The organism is Neisseria sp. P0019.S003, from assembly GCF_051957115.1.
GTDB lineage: Bacteria > Pseudomonadota > Gammaproteobacteria > Burkholderiales > Neisseriaceae > Neisseria > Neisseria flavescens_D.
Genome location: NZ_JBQCWT010000001.1, coordinates 35,974 through 55,722 on the forward strand (window position 1 = coordinate 35,974; position 19,749 = coordinate 55,722).

A 19,749-nucleotide genomic window follows, 5' to 3' on the forward strand; every position below is an offset into this window, starting at 1 on the left:
ATCAACGCTTTATTAGGCTTGGGGCGCGGTTTTCTCCAACTCCAATGCAGCGGCAAGCAAGGACAGGCGCGCCATTACGCCGTAAACGTAGAGGCGGTTGTGTTCGTTGTCCACATCACAGTCTTTTTCAGAGCGTGGCATGCCGAGCGAGTCCCATTGTTCAAATACGCGCTTGCAGGCTTCGGGGGCTTCTTGGGAATTGTCGCCGCTGCCGGTGGGGATGCTGTTGGACAGTGGCACAAATACCATACCGCCGGCGTTGAGATTTTCGTCTGCACCACGGCCTTCGTGAACACGGAAGAAGCCACCGATTACGAAACGGTCCATCATATACACGACAGGTTCGCACACGGCGCCGTTCATGGTTTCATAAGTATAAATGCCTTCTTGGACAATGACTTCGCTGACTTCCAAACCTTCTTTGACTTTCGCCATTTTATTGCGGTTTTTGCGGTTCAATCCGCGCACTTCATCGGCGGATTTAACGCTCATCACGCCCATGCCATAAGTACCTGCGTCGGCTTTCACAATAACGAAAGGCTGGTCGGTAATGCCCAATTCATCGTATTTGGCTTGAATTTTCGCCAATACGCGCTCTACCGCGCCTGCCAACGCATCCTCACCTTCACGCTCTTGGAAATCCAAACCGCTGATTTTTTCAAAATAAGGATTGATTTGCCATTCGTCGATGTCAATCAACTTGGCAAAGTCGGCTGCAACTTGGTTGTACGCGCCGAAGTGTTCGGTTTTACGGCGAGTCGTCCAGCCGCCGTGCAATGGAGGCAATACGGTTTGGCTGATGCCTTTTAGAATATCAGGAACGCCGGCAGACAAGTCGTTATTCAACAAAACAACGCAAGGTGAGAAACCGTCTGCAAGATGTACACGCTCACGGGTGCGCAATAAAGGCTCAAGCAAAATTTTGTCGCCTAATGCGGTTTCAAACTCGGTTGGCTCAGTCACTTCAGGATTCAAGCTGCCCAAGCGCACTTCGTATCCTGCCGAACGCAAAATCTCGCTGAGTGCGTAAACGTTTTGCAGATAGAATGTGTTGCGTGTGTGGTTTTCAGGAATAATCAATACGGATTTTGCCGTTTCACAGGCACGCTGTACCGCATCTTGCGCGGCAACCGCCGCCAGCGGGATAAAGTTGGGATTCAAATTATTGAAGCCGCCCGGAAACAGGTTCATATCGATAGATGAAATTTTGTAACCGGCATTACGGATGTCAACCGAACCATAAAATGGCGGACGGTGTTCGTTCCAATGCGAACGGAACCATGCTTCGATTTTGGCATGATTGGCAAGGACTTTTTTCTCAAATTCCCGTAATTGAGTCAGATGCTCAGGAGCCATTACCGGTAATTTCATTCTCTATACCTCTTGGTAAGTGTGGATGTTGAGTGAGAATGATAGAACTTTTTAGTGCATTTCGACAAGCATTCTTTCAGATAAGATGAATCTTTTTGTCAACAATTCTACAATTTGTCTAATTTTTGACAAGTGTTTTTGAAACTTTGCAACAAATTTTAAAAATTGGACAAATTCCTATTGCACAGCCCCTATAAAAAGCCTAAAATCCGCCCATAAACGCAAACCATCATTCATACCTACCAATAGCAAAGAATACTCATCATGAGCGCACAAACCCTTTACGATAAACTTTGGAACAGCCACGTCGTCCGCGAAGAAGAAGACGGCACTGTCCTGCTTTACATCGACCGCCACCTGGTTCACGAAGTAACCAGCCCGCAAGCATTTGAAGGCTTGAAAATGGCCGGCCGCAAACTCTGGCGTATCGACAGCGTAGTCTCCACAGCCGATCACAACACCCCGACCGGCGACTGGGACAAAGGTATTCAAGACCCGATTTCCAAACTGCAAGTCGATACTTTGGACAAAAACATTAAAGAGTTTGGCGCACTCGCCTACTTCCCGTTCATGGATAAAGGTCAAGGCATTGTGCACGTTATGGGCCCGGAACAAGGTGCCACCCTGCCCGGCATGACCGTTGTCTGCGGCGACTCTCATACTTCTACCCACGGCGCATTCGGCGCATTAGCGCACGGTATCGGCACTTCCGAAGTCGAACACACCATGGCAACCCAGTGTATTACCGCGAAAAAATCCAAATCCATGCTGATTTCCGTTGAGGGTCGTCTGAAACCCGGTGTTACCGCAAAAGACGTAGCGCTTTATATCATCGGCCAAATCGGTACGGCCGGCGGTACAGGCTACGCCATTGAATTTGGCGGCGAAGCCATCCGCAGCCTTTCTATGGAAGGCCGCATGACCTTGTGCAATATGGCGATCGAAGCCGGTGCGCGCTCAGGCATGGTTGCCGTCGACCAAACCACCATCGACTATGTAAAAGGCAAACCTTTCGCACCTAAAGGAGAAGCGTGGGACAAAGCCGTCGAATACTGGCGTACGCTGGTGTCTGACGAAGGAGCAGTTTTTGATAAAGAATACCACTTCAAAGCCGAAGACATCGAGCCTCAAGTAACCTGGGGCACCTCGCCTGAAATGGTTTTGGACATCAGCGGCAAAGTACCTAATCCTGCCGAAGAAGCCGATCCGGTCAAACGCAGCGGTATGGAACGCGCCCTTGAATACATGGGTTTGGAAGCCGGTACGCCATTAAACGAAATCCCTGTCGATATCGTCTTTATCGGCTCTTGCACCAACAGCCGTATCGAAGACTTGCGCGAAGCCGCCGCCATCGCCAAAGGCCGTAAAAAAGCGGACAATGTACAACGCGTATTGATTGTTCCCGGCTCAGGTTTGGTAAAAGAACAGGCCGAAAAAGAAGGCTTGCACGAAGTATTTATAGAAGCCGGTTTTGAATGGCGCGAGCCGGGCTGCTCTATGTGCCTTGCCATGAATGCCGACCGCCTAACCCCAGGACAACGTTGCGCCTCTACTTCCAACCGTAACTTTGAAGGCCGTCAAGGCAACGGCGGACGCACCCACCTCGTCAGCCCTGCCATGGCAGCCGCAGCTGCGGTTACCGGCCACTTTACCGACATCCGCACTATGGCTTAAAGTATTTTCAGACGGCCTTTATTCATCAGGCCGTCTGAAACAATACCTTGCTCAAGCAAGTTTTCTTATTATATTGCGAAAAACGTCCGAAAACCTTCTTAATCATTGATAACTTGAAAGGAATCTAGTATGAAAAAACTGTTTGCATTGGCTGCCGCAGCCCTTATCCTGTCAGCTTGTTCCAGCACTTGGTCCGGCGCAAAAGACGATACCAACCGCAATTGGGACAAAACCAAAGAGACTGCTGAGCGCGTAGCCGATAAAACCGGTGAAGCCGTTAAAAAAGGCGGCAATGCAGTAGGCCGCGGCATGAGCCATGTTGGAGAAAAAATCGAAGAAGCAACCAAATAAACTTACCTTCTTTGAACAAGGCTGCCTAAAAATATATTTTCAGGCAGCCTGACACACAACCACCATGAATAAACTATAAAGATCGTTAATAAAATCCTTACTTTTATTCAGATCATTAGCATTTTTTCATTTATACGGGCTATTGCCTTTTGTGAAGATGCCGAATATTATTAGAGACACAGTAAAAAGACTGTACTTTTCAAACTATAAGGAGCTTCAAATGAAAAAATTCGCCCTCATCGCTTTGGCTGCCATGACCTTACTGTCCGCCTGCAACACTATTTCTGGCATGGGCAAAGACGTTAGTGCCGCCGGTAATGCTGTCAGCGGTTCTGCTGAGTCTGTAAAAAATTACTAATCTAAAATCCAATTTCACGTAGGAATTCATATTATGAAAAAATTTGCACTTATCGCACTGGCTACCATTACCTTGCTCTCTGCTTGCAATACCATTTCAGGTGTAGCTAAAGATGTCAGCGCTGCCGGTACTGCTGTTAGCAATACTGCCGAAAATGTCAAAACCTACTAAACAAATTTAAACATAAATGCCCCGAAAATCGGGGCATTTATAAATCCTCGACAAAACAAAAAGTACAGAACATGAAAGCCTTTACCAAAATTACCGCCATCGTTGCCCCGCTCGACCGCAGCAACGTCGATACCGACGCCATCATCCCCAAACAATTTCTGAAATCCATCAAACGAAGCGGTTTCGGTCCCAATGCCTTTGACGAATGGCGTTACCTCGACCACGGCGAACCGGGCATGGACAACAGCAAACGCCCGTTAAATCCTGATTTCTCCCTGAACCAACCACGCTATCAAGGCGCACAAATCCTGTTGACGCGTAAAAACTTCGGTTGCGGCTCTTCACGCGAACACGCCCCTTGGGCATTGGACGACTACGGCTTCCGCGCCGTCATCGCCCCCAGCTTTGCCGATATCTTCTTCAACAACTGCTACAAAAACGGCCTTTTGCCTATCGTTTTGACAGAAGAACAGGTGGACCAGCTTTTTAAAGAAGTTGAAGCCAACGAAGGCTATCAGCTCTCCATCGACCTTGCCGAGCAAACCCTGGCCACACCTAGCGGCGAAACATTCACATTCGATATTACCGAACACCGCAAACACTGCCTCTTAAACGGCTTGGACGAAATCGGCCTGACCCTGCAACATGCCGACGAAATCCGCGATTTTGAAGAAAAACGCCGCCAAAGCCAGCCTTGGCTGTTTAACGGTTGATAAACGATGAGGTCGTCTGAAAACGAGCGTAACGAATTTTCAGACGACCTCTTTTATTAACACACAATCAGGTCGTTACTCTTTACCATCATATTTGAAAAACATACCCAACAATTTCACACACACAACACCATGAAAAAAATTATCCTGCTCCCTATACTTTTTATCAGCCTCGCCGCACATGCGGAATTCTCAGAAATTCAAGATCCTGACGGATACAGCAACTTACGCGAAAAACCGAACGCCCAAAGCCGAATCCTGACCAAAATTCCAAACGGTACCCATGTTTATACCCCCGAGATGGACGGAAAGCTTTATTTAGAACACGGTTGGCAGATGACCTACGATTTGCGCGGCAAAAAAAGGCTAGATGGCTGGGTGCATACTTCGCGACTGATTCCGTTGTCGCGTTATGAAAGCATCCCCGTTACGGCCACTGCAGACGGCTTTACCTGCCAAAAAAACGGTATGGGCGTGCGCATTAAATCGGAACGTTTCAACTATAAGAAAGAAAAACATCTGTTTACACACGATCAATACGGACTTTCCCATTATCGCGGAAAAGAAATGTTCGGCACTGACGGTACAATTCCATTCAGCCACTATCGTGAAATTGCCTTTTTCCGCAACGGTAAAACACAAATCGCTCCCCGAGCCCAATATGACCACCTGTTCAACCCATATTTTGAAAAGGCAGGCGATAATACACAACTGAGCCACTGTTACTACCGCGCTAAAGACGATACCCTTTTCTTAACGACCGTCATCGGAGATGGTGCCGCCTATACTGAAGTCTTATTTGTCTTCCGGCAAGGCATCTTAAAGAACGTATTGGCTTCGCTACACCCTGAGGTTTAATTTTCAGACGACCTTTTTTCGTCCCATCCTGCAAAACATGATCACCGACACCATCACCAACGCCACCCGCTACGCCGCACTACACCCAGACTTCGCCGACGCCGTCCGCCTGTTGCAAACGCTGGATTTCGCCGCCCTGCCCGACGGACAAGTGCCGTGTGAAAACCCAAACATCCGCCTCTTTATCGGCAGCGAACCAATGAGGAGCAAAGCCGATGCCAAGCCCGAAGCGCATTTGAAACATATCGACATCCAAGTCCCCATCAGCGGGGAAGAAACCTACGGCTGGATAGACAGAGGTCGTCTGAAAAACGGTTTGGGCTACGACGAAAAGCGCGATATCGAATTTTTCGACTGTGAGCCGGAAACCTGGCTGACCTTGGAGCCCGGCGAATTTGCGCTATTTTTCCCGAATGATGCGCATGCTCCATTGGTCGGCGACAGATCGAACATACGCAAAGTCGTTTTTAAAATCCGTGTTGAAACCGAACGTCTATAATTTTTCAGACGGCCTTATCCTCTTAATTCAGGACATAATATGTCTTTTTTCAGCAGGTTGTTCCGCTCCAAACCTAAATTAATGACTTGGCAGGAATTTGTCGAATACTTTGCCCGTCGCATTCAAGAAGAATTGGATCTTGAGGCGAAAATCGACTGGGGCGAAACTATTGCGTCTTCACCTATCATTGTCCATTTTTCCGAAGACGATGAAGCATCGTTCAGCACATATTTGAGCAACCATTACACAAGCTATCTGCAAAATCCCGAGGCCTTGGAGGCGATTGTTGCTGCCAATTTAGCGGTTATCGATAAGATTCAAGACACTGATGCCAGTGTTTCAGCACAACAAATTCTTCCGACAATTAAAAATACGATTTATCTGGAAAACGCCAGACTGATTACAAATACGGACGAAACCGAACCTGCCGATTACCTGGTATACAAACCGATTGTGGGCGATATCATGGTGCTTTATATGGTAGATACGGAAGAATCCATGTATACGCTCAATCGTGAGCATATGAAAGAGGCCGGTATTGAAGATGAGGACGCCTTGTATCGTACCGCCATGGATAATCTGCGCCAACGAATGAATGGACGTGTTCAAATTCATCATGCCGAAGGTTGGTCATTGGCTCAAATCCATTTGGACAACGACTATGATGCTTCCCTGATTTTGCTTTTGGACGAAGTACTTAAAGACGATCCTATGCTGCCGGCCAACCCTGTTTTTGCAGTCCCGGCACGCAATGCCCTGCTCGTTTGCAGCCCGTCCGATGAAGAGGCTTTGCAGGCAATGGCGAATATCGCCCTGCAGGCATTTGAAGACTCTGCCTACGCAATTTCTACCCAGCTTTACCAGTATCATAATGGTACAATCAGCGTTTTCAGAGCAAATTGATTTAAGGCCGTCTGAAAAACAGACGACCTGCCCTTTACCTAAAACCTTCCCATAAGGAAACCCGAAATGACCAAACATATCGCTATCTTGCGCGGCGACGGCATCGGCCCTGAAATCGTTGCAGAAACCGTCCGTGTACTCGACAAACTTATCGAACAAGGTTTGGATGTCAGCTACGAATACGCGCCTTTGGGCGGCGAAGCCTATGACGAATACGGCCATCCTTATCCAGAATTCACGCAAAACCTTTGCCGTAAAGCCGATGCGGTACTGCTTGGTGCAGTCGGTTCTCCTCAATACGACAATCTCGACCGTCCGCTGCGCCCTGAGCGCGGCTTGTTGGCCATCCGTAAAGACTTGAATCTGTTTGCCAATTTGCGCCCTGCCATTTTGTATAAAGAGCTAGCCAATGCTTCTACTTTGAAACCGGAAATCGTAGCCGGCCTCGACATCCTTATCGTACGCGAACTGACCGGCGATATTTACTTTGGCGAGCCGCGCGGCATCCGTGTTTTGGAAAACGGCGAACGCGAAGGTTATAACACCATGAAATACAGCGAAAGCGAAATCCGCCGTATTGCCCACGTTGCCTTCCAATCCGCCCAAAAACGCAGCAAAAAAGTCTGCTCCGTAGGCAAAGCCAACGTTTTGGAAACCACCGAACTGTGGCGCGAAATCTTTGAAGAAATCGGCAAAGAATACCCTGATGTCGAGCTCTCCCATATGTACGTCGACAACGCCGCCATGCAGCTCGTGCGTGCGCCCAAACAATTTGATGTGATTGCCACCGGCAACATCTTCGGCGATATCCTCTCCGACGAAGCCTCCATGCTGACCGGTTCCATCGGTATGCTGCCTTCCGCTTCTTTGGACGAAAACAGCAAAGGCCTGTACGAACCATCCCATGGCTCTGCTCCCGACATTGCCGGTCAAAACAAAGCCAATCCGCTGGCAACCGTATTGTCTCTTGCCATGTTGCTTCGTTACAGCCTGAACGACGAAGTACGCGCGCAACAAGTTGAAAACGCCGTACAAAAAGTACTGCAACAAGGCTTGCGTACCGGCGACATTTACGAAGAAGGTACCAAACTGGTTTCCTGCTCCGAAATGGGCGATGCCGTATTGGCCGCTTTGTAAGAGGCCGTCTGAAAAAAGCGTGGGATCAATCCCGCGCTTTTTTATATGCGAAAACTTTAAACCATAAAAAAGGGCGTGTCTTCACACGCCCTTTCGTCTTATTTCAGACGGCCTTAAGATTGAAGCAATCAACCTCTTTTGTGTTTGCCGCCAAAGCTGTCGTTAGACTTGCGCTTGCCTTTAAAGCCTTCGCTGCCTTTTTTGAAACCGTCAGCTTTTTTGAAACCATCTTTCTTAAAGCCATCTTTCTTGAAACCGTCTTTTTTATGGCCTTCGCTGCGAGCTTTACCGCCGAAACCTTCTTTAGCCGGTTTTTTATCACCGCGCCAACCGCCGGATTTACGATCGCCCCAGCCGCCTTTGCCTTTCGGTTTGCCGCCGGCAGATTTACGTTTGCGTGTTGGTTCCATGCCTTCGATGGTCAGTTCAGGCAATTTACGGCCGATATATTTTTCGATTTTGTGTACTTTGACGTATTCGTTCACTTCGGCAAAAGTAATCGCAATACCGGTACGGCCTGCGCGGCCGGTACGGCCGATGCGGTGAACGTAGTCTTCAGCCTGTTTCGGCAAGTCGTAGTTAATCACGTGGGTAATGGTCGGTACGTCGATACCGCGTGCGGCTACATCGGTAGCAACCAAAATTTTGCAGCGGCCTTTGCGCAAGTCCATCAGCGTGCGGTTACGCCAGCCTTGAGGCATATCGCCGTGCAGGCAGTTGGCGGCAAAACCCTTTTCGTACAATTCATCCGCGATGACTTCGGTCATTGCCTTAGTGGATGTGAAGATCACACATTGATCGATATTGGCATCGCGCAAGATGTGGTCGAGCAGGCGGTTTTTATGGCGCATATCGTCGCAGTACAACAGCTGCTCTTCGATTTTGCCTTGGTCATCCACGCGCTCGACTTCGACGACTTCAGGGTCTTTGGTCAGTTTGCGCGCCAGTTTGCCCACTGCGCCGTCCCAAGTGGCAGAGAACAACAAAGTCTGACGGTCGCTCGGCGTTGCTTCCACGATGGTTTCAATGTCATCGATAAAGCCCATGTCCAACATACGGTCGGCTTCGTCCAGAATCAGCACTTCCAAACGTTCAAAATCAACTTTGCCGCTCTGCATCAAGTCCATAAGACGGCCCGGAGTGGCGACAATCAGGTCAACCGGTTTGCTCAGAGCTCGGGTTTGATAGCCGAAAGATGCGCCGCCGACAATGCTGACAGTACGGAACCAACGCATATTTTTAGCATACGCCAGCGCGTTTTTTTCCACTTGAGCCGCCAGTTCGCGGGTCGGGGTCAAGACCAAAGCGCGCGGGCCTTTGCCCGGTTTTTCGCTGCGCTTGGTCAGTTTTTGCAAAGTCGGCAGCAGGAAGGCTGCGGTTTTGCCTGAACCGGTTTGCGCCGAAGCCATAATGTCGCGGCCGTCCAAAGCAAACGGAATCGCTTGCGCCTGAATCGGGGTCGGGCTTTCATAACCCTCGCTGCGTACGGCAGACAAAATGTTTTTATCAAGGTTCAAATCGGCAAATTTAATAGACATATCTATCCTAAGAGACAACAACGCGCACGCCTGAACAATTTCAGACGACCTGAAGCAAAGGAAAGTAACGATACGGAAAATGTGAAGTTACAGGGTTGTCGCAAGCATCTTGCTTGTGGTTAACATCGACGACAACCTGCACAGAAAAGGCTTTGCAAATATGCAAGCAATAAAAGAAACACGCCCGAAACGGCGGTTTAGGTTGGATGACGATGGCTTCGTATCAAAAGGCGAACGGCGGATAATATAGATTTTATGGATAACAGTCAAGCAAAAAGACATCAAGTGCGTTAAAATCCAACCCCTTCCTAATACTTATTCAGGCCGTCTGAAAACCATGACCGACATTACCCCCTTTGCCAACCGCTTGGGCAAAAACATCAAACATCTTATGAAATGGGCCAAACGCAACAATATCGAAGCCTGGCGCATTTACGACCGCGATATTCCCCAATTTCCCTTTGCCGTCGATGTTTACGGCGACCAAATCCATCTTCAGGAATACGATACCGGCTGGCTGATGCAGCCCGAAGAGTATGAAGCATGGCTTGCCGATGTATTGGAAGCCATCGGTTTTGTGACTGGTTTTGCGCCCGAACAAATCCACCTCAAACGTCGCGAACGTCAAAAAGGTTTGCAGCAATACGAGAAAACCGGCAAAACCGGCGACGATTTCGCCATTACTGAAAACGGCCGCAAGTTTTGGGTCAACCTCGACAAATACCTTGATACCGGCCTTTTCCTCGACCACCGCAACACTCGAAAAAAAGTCGGCGACACCGCAGCAGGCAAACGCTTCCTCAACCTGTTTTCCTACACAGGCAGCTTTACCGTCTATGCCGCAACCGGCGGCGCGGTATCCAGCGAGACCGTCGATTTATCCAACACTTATCTCGAGTGGGCAAAACGCAATTTTGAACTCAACGGCATCAACCCCGAACAACACAAAATCGTCCGCGCCGATGTGTTCCAATATCTGCAAAATGCCGCAGACGAAGGCAAAAAGTTCGACCTGATTGTCATGGACCCGCCCAGCTTTTCCAACAGCAAAAAGATGCTCGACATCCTCGACATCCAGCGCGACCATAAAAAGCTGATTGACGGCGTAATGAGCCTGCTCGCTTCAGACGGCATTCTGTATTTCTCCAACAACCTGCGCAGTTTTGTGTTGGACGATTTGGTCGCGGAACAATATGCTGTCAAAGACATTTCCAAACAGTCCGTTCCCGACGATTTCCGCAACAAAAAAATCCATCAATGCTGGGAAATCAAGCATAAATAAGCATCAGGCCGTCTGAAAGCCAGTTTTCAGACGGCCTGATTGCCATATTGAATCTCTGAATCAATAGGCGCATAATTCAAGAAATTGTTGACAATATCAAAAGGAAAAGAACATGCAAAACTACCTGACGCCCAATTTCTCATTCGCTCCCATGATTCCGGAACGTGCGCTCGGCAGCCAGGTTTGGGATACCGAAGGACGAGAATACATTGACCTGTCAGGCGGTATTGCAGTAAACGCGCTGGGGCATTGCCATCCCGATTTGGTCGCAGCCTTGGCCGAACAATCGCAAAAACTCTGGCACATTTCTAATATCTACACCACCCAACCGGCGCAAGAATTGGCCAAAAAACTGGTCGAAAACACCTTTGCCGACAAAGTGTTTTTCTGCAATTCCGGCGCAGAAGCCAATGAAGCCGCGCTGAAACTGGCGCGCAAATACGGTCGCGATCATTTTGGCGAACACAAAACCGAAATCATCTCCTGCCTCAACAGCTTCCACGGCCGCACCCTGTTTACAGTATCCGTCGGCGGCCAGACCAAATACAGCAAAGACTACGCGCCGCTGCCGGCCGGCATTACCCATGTTCCTTTCAATGATGTTGCCGCATTGGAAGCGGCCGTCGGCGACAAAACCTGCGCCGTGATTATCGAGCCGATTCAAGGCGAAAGCGGCATCCTGCCTGCCACCCAAGAATATCTGCAAGCCGCACGCCGTTTATGCGACAAACACGGCGCATTGCTGATTTTGGACGAGGTGCAAACTGGCATGGGCCATACGGGCAAACTGTTTGCCTACGAGCATTACGGCGTGACACCCGATATTCTCAGCTCCGCCAAAGCCTTGGGCGGCGGCTTCCCGATTGGCGCGATTCTGACCACCGATAAAATCGCCCCAACCTTCGGCCCCGGAACACATGGCTCGACCTTCGGCGGCAACCCGATGGCGTGCGCCGTCGGCAGCCGTGCATTCGACATCATCAATGCGTCCGAAACATTGGCACACGTTAAACAACAAGGCCAAAAACTTCAGACGGCCTTGCGTGAATTGGGTGAAAAGACCGGCGTATTTAAAGAAGTCCGCGGCATGGGCTTGCTGCTCGGCTGCGTGTTGGCAGACAAATACGCAGGCAAGGCATCTGAAATCACCGCCGCCGCTTTAAAACACGGTCTGATGGTACTGGTTGCCGGCGCCAATGTGGTGCGTTTCGCCCCCAGCCTGCTGTTGAACGATGAAGACATGGCCGAAGGCTTGAAACGTTTTGAAGCGGCCTTGGCCGAATGGTTGGCCTGATTTTTAAAACCCAATATCCAAATCAGCCGACAGCTTTTGATTCTATTAATGCCATCTAGTAAAGGCCGTCTGAAAGACTATTTTGAGTTTTTCAGACGGCCTTTTTTTCAATATTGAAAACAACATCCGCCTACATGCTTTGTCATTTGATGTTTGTTAAAAATCGTACCGCCTCTTCGTGTTACGCTTGGCAAACAATTTGATTTTGCGAAGAAAAGGAGCAGGAGATGGTATCATTGGAAACCCAAATCGCCGGTTTTTCTTTTGACAACTGCCTGATGAACGCCGCTGGTGTGTCATGTATGACTGTTGAGGAATTGGAAGTGGTCAGACAGTCTTCGGCAGGCACTTTCATTACCAAGACCGCAACGCTTACCCCTCGTCAAGGCAACCCCAAGCCGCGTTATCGAGATGTGCCTCTCGGCAGCATCAATTCGATGGGTTTGCCGAATCAAGGCATTGATTACTATCTGGATTACCTGCTTACCCTTCAAGAGTCTCAGCCGGAACGGACATTTTTCCTATCACTGGTCGGTCTGTCTCCCGGCGAAACACATATCCTGTTGGAAAAAGTGCAAAATAGCGGGTTTAACGGCATTACCGAACTCAACCTATCCTGCCCAAACGTCGCCGGCAAACCGCAAATCGCCTACGACTTTGAAACAACCGAGATGATTTTGGATAATGCCTTTACCTACTTCGACAAGCCATTGGGCATCAAGCTACCGCCGTATTTTGATATTGCCCATTTCGATCAAGCGGCGAAAGTGTTCAACCGCTATCCCCTAAAACTCGTCAACTGCGTCAACTCCATCGGCAACGGCATGTATATCGAAGACGAATCCGTCGTCATCCGCCCGAAAAACGGCTTCGGCGGCATTGGAGGCCAATACATCAAACCGACTGCGCTCGCCAATGTCCACGCGTTCTATCAAAGACTGGATCCGTCTATCCAAGTCATCGGAACCGGCGGCGTTTACAGCGGCCGTGATGCGTTTGAACACATCTTGTGCGGCGCAAGCATGGTGCAGATCGGCACGGCGCTACACCAGCAAGGCGTCGGTATTTTTGAACGGGTTTCCCTTGAATTAAAAGCCATCATGGCGCAAAAAGGCTATGAGAAGCTGGAAGACTTCAAAGGCAAATTGAAATATTTTGAATAAGGTTTACTCTAAAAAACGCCCAAGGCCGTCTGAAAATTTCAGACGGCCTTGTTGTATAATTGCTCCCCACATTACCCGTCTTCCCCTTCAATGAAACTCAACCCCCAACAGCAAGCCGCGGTCAAATATCTAGGCGGCCCCCTGCTCGTCCTTGCCGGCGCAGGCAGCGGCAAAACCGGTGTGATTACGCAAAAAATCAAGCATTTGATTGTCAATATAGGCTATCTGCCGCATACCGTTGCAGCGATTACATTTACCAATAAAGCCGCCACGGAAATGCAGGAGCGCGTCTCTAAAATGCTGCCCAAGTCGCAAACGCGCGGGCTGACGATTTGCACCTTCCACTCTTTGGGTATGAAGATTTTGCGCGAAGAAGCGAACCATATCGGTTATAAAAAAAACTTTTCCATTCTCGACTCTACCGACAGCGCAAAAATCATCGGCGAACTCTTGGGCGGTACGGGCAAAGAAGCCATATTCAAAGCGCAACATCAAATTTCCCTTTGGAAAAACGATTTAAAGACGCCTGAAGAAGTAGTTCAGACGGCCGCTAATGTGTGGGAAGAGCAAACAGCGCGCGTGTATGCGAGCTATCAGGAAACCCTGCAAAGCTATCAGGCGGTGGACTTCGACGACTTAATTCGCCTGCCTGCCGTGCTGTTGCAGCAAAACAGCGAAGTGCGCAACAAATGGCAGCGGCGGCTGCGTTATCTGTTGGTTGACGAATGTCAGGACACCAATACCTGCCAATTCACCCTGATGAAGCTTCTGACCGGCGCGGAAGGCATGTTTACCGCCGTCGGCGATGACGACCAGTCCATCTACGCATGGCGCGGTGCAAACATGGAAAACCTGCGCAAAATGCAGGAAGACTATCCGCAGATGAAGGTTATCAAGCTGGAGCAAAACTACCGCTCCACCGCGCGGATTCTCAAAATCGCTAATAAAGTGATTGAAAACAACCCCAAACTCTTTACCAAAAAACTTTGGTCGCAGTTCGGCGAAGGCGAAATCGTCAAAGTCGTTGCCTGCCAAAGCGAGCAACACGAAGCCGACTGGGTCGTCAGCCAAATCGTCAAGCAAAAGCTGGTCGGTGGCGACAAAACCCAATACGCCGATTTTGCCGTGTTATACCGCGGCAACCATCAGGCGCGGATTTTTGAAGAAGCCTTGCGCAGTGCGCGCGTCCCTTACCAACTTTCCGGCGGGCAAAGCTTTTTCGACAAAGCCGAAATCAAAGACGTTTTGTCCTATTTGCGCCTGCTTGCCAACCCCAACGACGATCCCGCCTTCCTGCGCGCCGTCACCACGCCCAAACGTGGCATCGGCGACGTCACACTGGGCAAGCTCAACACCTACGCGCACGAACACGAATGCAGCCTATATGAAGCCGCGCAAACCGAAGAAGCGCTTGCCCTATTGAACCATACCAACCGCCAACACCTGCAAGCCTTCATGGATATGATTAAAAACTACCGCACCAAAGCCGAAACCAGCGAAGCAGGCGAGCTTATCCATAACCTGCTAAAAGAAATCGACTACGAAAACCACTTGCTGGTCAATGAGGAAGGCAAAGCAGGTGAAATCAAATGGCGTAACGTTACCGACCTGACCGGCTGGCTGGAACGCAAAGGCGAGCAAGACGGCAAAAACATCATCGAGCTTGCCCAAACCATCGCCCTGATGACGCTTTTAGAGGGCAAAAGCGAAGAAGAAGTCGATGCCGTCAAACTCTCCACTCTTCACGCCTCCAAAGGTTTGGAATACCCCTACGTTTTCCTTGTCGGTTGCGAAGAAGGCATCTTGCCGCACAACGACAGCATCGAAGAAGACAATGTCGAAGAAGAACGCCGCCTGATGTACGTCGGCATTACCCGCGCCAAACGCCAGCTTACGCTGACTCATTGCCTCAAACGCAAAAAACAAGGCACATGGCAATTCCCCGAGCCAAGCCGCTTCATAGACGAAATGCCGCAGGAAGACATCAAGATTTTAGGCCGCAAAGGCGGAGAGCCGATTGTGAGCAAGGAAGAAGGAAAAAGCAATCTGGCAGGATTGCTGGATATGCTGGGAAACAAAAGAAAAGGATAAAGCAAGGCCGTCTGAAAGTAAGGTTTCAGACGGCCTTATTGTCAGCAAAATGTCAAAGACGACAATCAAATAATTTTCACTTTATATCGTTACGCCTATCCGTTCCCACTTCTCTCGATTCTTCAAAAATAAACAAAAATAATCGAATAATCAGCTACAAAATAAAAAAAGCAGGTGACCCGATTGCCTTATCCCCCTTCAATTTACAAGCAAAAATTGTCAACACTTGAAGTATAAATTCACAAGCAAAATTGCATTTTTCAGGTATAATAACGGATTCCCCAACTGCATTTTGTGAGCTGAATCCATGTCTGTTGTTCTGCCCTTGCGCGGTGTAACCGCCCTTTCCGATTTCCGTGTTGAAAAACTCTTCCAAAAAGCAGCCGCCCTCGGCCTGCCCGAAGTTAAATTAAGCAGCGAATTTTGGTATTTTGTCGGTAGCGAAAAAACACTTGATGCCGCGACAGTCGAAAAACTGCAAGCCTTACTGGCAGCGCAAAGCGTTGAACAAACGCCCAAAGCGCGCGAGGGCTTGCATTTATTTTTGGTAACGCCCCGTTTGGGCACCATTTCTCCTTGGGCTTCCAAAGCAACCAATATCGCGGAAAACTGCGGTTTGGAAGGCATTGAACGTATCGAACGCGGCATGGCCGTATGGTTGGAAGGTGCGCTTACCGACGGGCAAAAACAACAATGGGCAGCCCTGTTGCACGACCGCATGACCGAAAGCGTGTTGACCGACATCGATGCAGCGTCGCAACTGTTCCACCATATCCAATCGGAAACCTTCTCCAGCGTAGATGTATTGGGCGGCGGTAAAGAGGCATTGGTCAAAGCCAATACCGAAATGGGTTTGGCGCTTTCTGCCGACGAAATCGATTATCTGGTTGAAAACTATCAGGCTTTAAACCGCAATCCGACCGATGTTGAGTTGATGATGTTCGCTCAGGCAAACAGCGAACACTGCCGCCACAAAATCTTCAACGCCGACTTCATCCTCAACGGCGAAAAACAACCGAAATCGCTCTTCGGCATGATTCGCGATACACACAATGCGCATCCCGAAGGCACAGTCGTTGCCTATAAAGACAATTCGTCCGTGATCGAAGGCGCAAAAGTCGAGCGTTTCTATCCAAATGCGGCGGAAAACCAAGGCTACCGTTTCCACGAAGAAGACACCCATATCATCATGAAAGTGGAAACGCACAACCACCCGACCGCCATTGCGCCGTTTGCAGGCGCGGCAACGGGTGCGGGTGGTGAAATCCGCGATGAAGGCGCAACAGGCAAAGGCTCACGTCCGAAAGCAGGCTTGACCGGCTTTACTGTTTCCAACCTGAATATCCCTGGCTTGGAGCAGCCTTGGGAACAAGCCTACGGCAAACCCGGCCATATTGCTTCCCCTTTAGACATCATGATTGAAGGTCCGATTGGCGGCGCAGCGTTCAACAACGAATTCGGCCGCCCGAACCTCTTGGGCTACTTCCGCACCTTTGAAGAAAAATTTGACGGTCAAGTCCGCGGCTATCACAAACCGATTATGATTGCCGGCGGCTTGGGCAGCATTCAGGCACAACAAACACACAAAGACGAAATCCCCGAAGGCGCGTTGCTGATCCAACTGGGTGGCCCGGGCATGCTTATCGGTTTAGGCGGTGGCGCGGCTTCTTCCATGAATACCGGCACGAACGACGCCTCTTTGGACTTCAACTCCGTACAACGCGGCAACCCTGAAATCGAACGCCGCGCGCAGGAAGTGATCGACCGCTGCTGGCAGCTTGGCAACAAAAACCCGATTATCTCCATCCACGACGTCGGCGCGGGCGGCCTTTCCAACGCCTTCCCCGAACTCGTCAACGATGCCGGACGCGGCGCAGTATTCAAGCTGCGCGAAGTCCCGCTGGAAGAACACGGCCTCAACCCATTGCAAATCTGGTGCAACGAATCGCAAGAGCGTTATGTGTTGTCGATTTTGGAAAAAGATTTGGACACCTTCCGCGCCATCTGCGAACGTGAACGCTGCCCGTTTGCCGTGGTCGGCACGGCGACTGACGACGGCCATTTGAAAGTGCGCGACGATTTGTTCTCCAACAATCCCGTCGATTTGCCGCTGAACGTCTTGCTCGGCAAACCGCCCAAAACCACGCGCAGCGACAAAACCGTGAGGTCGTCTGAAAAACCGTTTAACGCGGGCGATATCGACATCACCGAAGCCGCCTACCGCGTTTTGCGTCTGCCTACGGTAGCCGCCAAAAACTTCCTGATTACCATCGGCGACCGCAGCGTCGGCGGCATGACCCACCGCGACCAAATGGTCGGCAAATACCAAACCCCCGTAGCCGACTGCGCCGTTACCATGATGGGCTTCAACACCTATCGCGGCGAAGCGATGTCTATGGGCGAAAAACCGACCGTCGCCCTGTTTGACGCGCCCGCCTCGGGCAGAATGTGCGTCGGCGAAGCCATCACCAACATCGCGGCGGTCAACATCGGCGACATCGGCAATATCAAACTCTCCGCCAACTGGATGGCGGCATGCGGCAACGAGGGCGAAGACGAAAAACTCTACCGCACCGTTGAAGCAGTTTCCAAAGCCTGTCAGGCATTGGATTTGAGCATTCCCGTGGGCAAAGACAGTTTGTCGATGAAAACCGTGTGGCAGGATGGCGAAGAGAAAAAATCCGTGGTTTCGCCGTTGAGCCTGATTATCTCCGCGTTTGCGCCAGTGGAAGACGTACGCAAGACTGTTACGCCTGAGTTGAAAAACGTCGAAGACAGCGTATTGCTGTTTATCGATTTGGGCTTCGGCAAAGCGCGTATGGGCGGCTCCGCGTTCGGTCAGGTGTACAACAATATGACCGGCGACGCGCCTGATTTGGACGATACAGGCCATCTGAAAGCGTTTTACAATGTGATTCAACAGCTTGTCGCCGAAGACAAACTCTTGGCATACCACGACCGCAGCGACGGCGGTTTGTTCGCGACGCTGGCGGAAATGGCGTTTGCGGCACGATGCGGCTTGAACGTGGATTTGACTTCACTGGTTGCCAACCAAGCCGACGTCAACGAAGCCAGCATTCGCGCATTGTTCAATGAAGAGCTGGGCGCAGTGATTCAAATTGCCAAACAAGATGTTGCGGCAGTAGAAGCCTTGTTTAAAGAAGCTGATTTGGCACTGCATGCCGTTGCGACCATCGGTACTGACGAAAAAATCGTTATCCGCAATCAAGCAGGCATCGTATTGGAACAAAACCGCGCCGACCTGCAACGCGCATGGCAGGAAACCAGCCACGCCATCCAACGCCTGCGCGACAACCCTGCCTGCGCCGATAGCGAGTTCGCCCTGATTGACGACAACGAACGCAGCGCATTGTTTGCCGACGTGAAATTCAACGTGAACGAAGACATCGCCGCGCCATTCATCAACAGCGGTGCGAAACCCAAAATCGCCATCCTGCGCGAACAGGGCGTAAACGGACAAATCGAAATGGCCGCCGCGTTCACCCGAGCCGGTTTCGATGCTTACGACGTGCATATGTCCGACCTGATGGCAGGCCGCGTCCACCTTGCCGACTTCAAAATGCTGGCGGCGTGCGGCGGCTTCAGCTACGGCGACGTACTCGGTGCAGGCGAAGGCTGGGCGAAATCGATTCTGTTCCACCCTGCTCTGCGCGACCAATTTGCCGCCTTCTTTGCCGATCCGAACACACTGACATTGGGCGTGTGCAATGGCTGTCAAATGGTCAGCAACCTTGCCGAGATTATCCCGGGTACAGAAGCATGGCCTAAATTCAAACGCAACTTGAGCGAACAGTTTGAAGCGCGCCTGAGCATGGTTCATGTTCCGAAATCCGCATCGCTGATTCTGAATGAAATGCAAGGCTCCAGCCTGCCTGTCGTAGTCAGCCACGGCGAAGGCCGCGCCGACTTCACGCTTCACGGCGGCAATATTTCCGCCGATTTGGGCATTGCGCTGCAATATGTGGACGGTCAAAACCAAGTGACCCAAACTTATCCGCTCAACCCTAACGGCTCGCCTCAAGGTATCGCCGGTGTGACCAACGCCGACGGCCGCGTTACCATCATGATGCCGCATCCGGAACGCGTGTACCGCGCAGCGCAAATGAGCTGGAAACCAGAAGACTGGACGGAATTGTCCGGTTGGTACCGCCTCTTTGCCGGAGCAAGAAAAGCTTTGGGCTAATGGAAAGCTTGATTTGATCAGGCTTTAAGCAAGGCCGTCTGAAACAGGAAAGGCAAAATTTTCCGCCTCCTGTTTTCAGACGGCCTTTAAGTTTACTTTATTTATAGAAACCGGCTGCCGTCATTCTGTATTTCCCTCTTTT

Annotated in this window: 16 protein-coding genes; 14 read left to right on the forward strand and 2 right to left on the reverse strand. The window is 50.3% G+C overall.

All coding sequences use genetic code 11. From position 1 onward, the window contains the following. Positions 1 to 12 precede the first annotated feature (12 nt). On the reverse strand, positions 13 to 1,371 hold the full coding sequence (gshA, locus tag ACTHTS_RS00165) for a glutamate--cysteine ligase (protein ID WP_440368742.1): 1,359 nt from the start codon (positions 1,369 to 1,371) through the stop codon (positions 13 to 15). Positions 1,372 to 1,635: 264 nt separating this feature from the next. Between gshA and leuC the strand changes: the two genes are divergently transcribed. The 9 genes from leuC to leuB all read left to right on the forward strand — a co-directional run bounded on the left by leuC (position 1,636) and on the right by leuB (position 8,035). Beyond that, positions 1,636 to 3,045, forward strand: coding sequence for a 3-isopropylmalate dehydratase large subunit (gene leuC, locus ACTHTS_RS00170; protein ID WP_049343582.1), 1,410 nt, complete (start codon positions 1,636 to 1,638; stop codon positions 3,043 to 3,045). Between the two features lie 129 nt (positions 3,046 to 3,174). Next, positions 3,175 to 3,396 carry a hypothetical protein gene (locus tag ACTHTS_RS00175; RefSeq protein WP_440368744.1) on the forward strand — a complete coding sequence of 74 codons (222 nt, stop codon included), beginning with the start codon at positions 3,175 to 3,177 and terminating at the stop codon, positions 3,394 to 3,396. 220 nt (positions 3,397 to 3,616) lie between these two features. Next, the gene (locus ACTHTS_RS00180) at positions 3,617 to 3,754 is read left to right on the forward strand and encodes an entericidin A/B family lipoprotein (RefSeq protein ID WP_371492848.1); all 138 of its coding nucleotides are present in this window, start codon (positions 3,617 to 3,619) and stop codon (positions 3,752 to 3,754) included. Positions 3,755 to 3,787: 33 nt separating this feature from the next. After that, positions 3,788 to 3,925 (forward strand): entericidin, encoded by a 138-nt coding sequence (locus ACTHTS_RS00185; protein ID WP_371492846.1) that lies wholly within the window; start codon positions 3,788 to 3,790, stop codon positions 3,923 to 3,925. A gap of 71 nt (positions 3,926 to 3,996) precedes the next feature. Beyond that, positions 3,997 to 4,638 (forward strand): 3-isopropylmalate dehydratase small subunit, encoded by a 642-nt coding sequence (gene leuD / locus ACTHTS_RS00190; protein WP_440368747.1) that lies wholly within the window; start codon positions 3,997 to 3,999, stop codon positions 4,636 to 4,638. A gap of 132 nt (positions 4,639 to 4,770) precedes the next feature. After that, on the forward strand, positions 4,771 to 5,496 hold the full coding sequence (locus ACTHTS_RS00195; protein WP_440368749.1) for an SH3 domain-containing protein: 726 nt from the start codon (positions 4,771 to 4,773) through the stop codon (positions 5,494 to 5,496). A 37-nt stretch (positions 5,497 to 5,533) separates the two neighbouring features. Beyond that, the gene (locus ACTHTS_RS00200) at positions 5,534 to 5,995 is read left to right on the forward strand and encodes a YhcH/YjgK/YiaL family protein (protein ID WP_440368751.1); all 462 of its coding nucleotides are present in this window, start codon (positions 5,534 to 5,536) and stop codon (positions 5,993 to 5,995) included. A gap of 39 nt (positions 5,996 to 6,034) precedes the next feature. After that, the gene (locus ACTHTS_RS00205; protein WP_440368753.1) at positions 6,035 to 6,898 is read left to right on the forward strand and encodes a DUF1444 family protein; all 864 of its coding nucleotides are present in this window, start codon (positions 6,035 to 6,037) and stop codon (positions 6,896 to 6,898) included. Positions 6,899 to 6,964: 66 nt separating this feature from the next. Beyond that, positions 6,965 to 8,035, forward strand: coding sequence for a 3-isopropylmalate dehydrogenase (gene leuB, locus ACTHTS_RS00210; RefSeq protein WP_440368755.1), 1,071 nt, complete (start codon positions 6,965 to 6,967; stop codon positions 8,033 to 8,035). A gap of 128 nt (positions 8,036 to 8,163) precedes the next feature. Here leuB and ACTHTS_RS00215 read toward each other — a convergent pair whose 3' ends face one another. Then, positions 8,164 to 9,573, reverse strand: coding sequence for a DEAD/DEAH box helicase (locus ACTHTS_RS00215; protein ID WP_440368757.1), 1,410 nt, complete (start codon positions 9,571 to 9,573; stop codon positions 8,164 to 8,166). Positions 9,574 to 9,910: 337 nt separating this feature from the next. Here ACTHTS_RS00215 and ACTHTS_RS00220 point away from each other — a divergent pair, with 337 nt between their 5' ends. The 5 genes from ACTHTS_RS00220 (at position 9,911) to purL (ending at position 19,607) form a co-directional block, all read left to right on the forward strand. Then, positions 9,911 to 10,855, forward strand: coding sequence for a class I SAM-dependent methyltransferase (locus ACTHTS_RS00220; RefSeq protein WP_440368759.1), 945 nt, complete (start codon positions 9,911 to 9,913; stop codon positions 10,853 to 10,855). A 112-nt stretch (positions 10,856 to 10,967) separates the two neighbouring features. Further along, positions 10,968 to 12,149 (forward strand): acetylornithine/succinyldiaminopimelate transaminase, encoded by a 1,182-nt coding sequence (locus tag ACTHTS_RS00225; RefSeq protein ID WP_440368761.1) that lies wholly within the window; start codon positions 10,968 to 10,970, stop codon positions 12,147 to 12,149. Positions 12,150 to 12,376: 227 nt separating this feature from the next. Beyond that, the gene (locus ACTHTS_RS00230) at positions 12,377 to 13,312 is read left to right on the forward strand and encodes a dihydroorotate oxidase (protein WP_070625564.1); all 936 of its coding nucleotides are present in this window, start codon (positions 12,377 to 12,379) and stop codon (positions 13,310 to 13,312) included. Between the two features lie 90 nt (positions 13,313 to 13,402). Continuing rightward, the gene (gene rep, locus ACTHTS_RS00235; protein ID WP_440368764.1) at positions 13,403 to 15,403 is read left to right on the forward strand and encodes a DNA helicase Rep; all 2,001 of its coding nucleotides are present in this window, start codon (positions 13,403 to 13,405) and stop codon (positions 15,401 to 15,403) included. 307 nt (positions 15,404 to 15,710) lie between these two features. Beyond that, positions 15,711 to 19,607 (forward strand): phosphoribosylformylglycinamidine synthase, encoded by a 3,897-nt coding sequence (gene purL, locus ACTHTS_RS00240; protein ID WP_440368766.1) that lies wholly within the window; start codon positions 15,711 to 15,713, stop codon positions 19,605 to 19,607. The last annotated feature ends 142 nt before the right edge of the window (positions 19,608 to 19,749 follow it).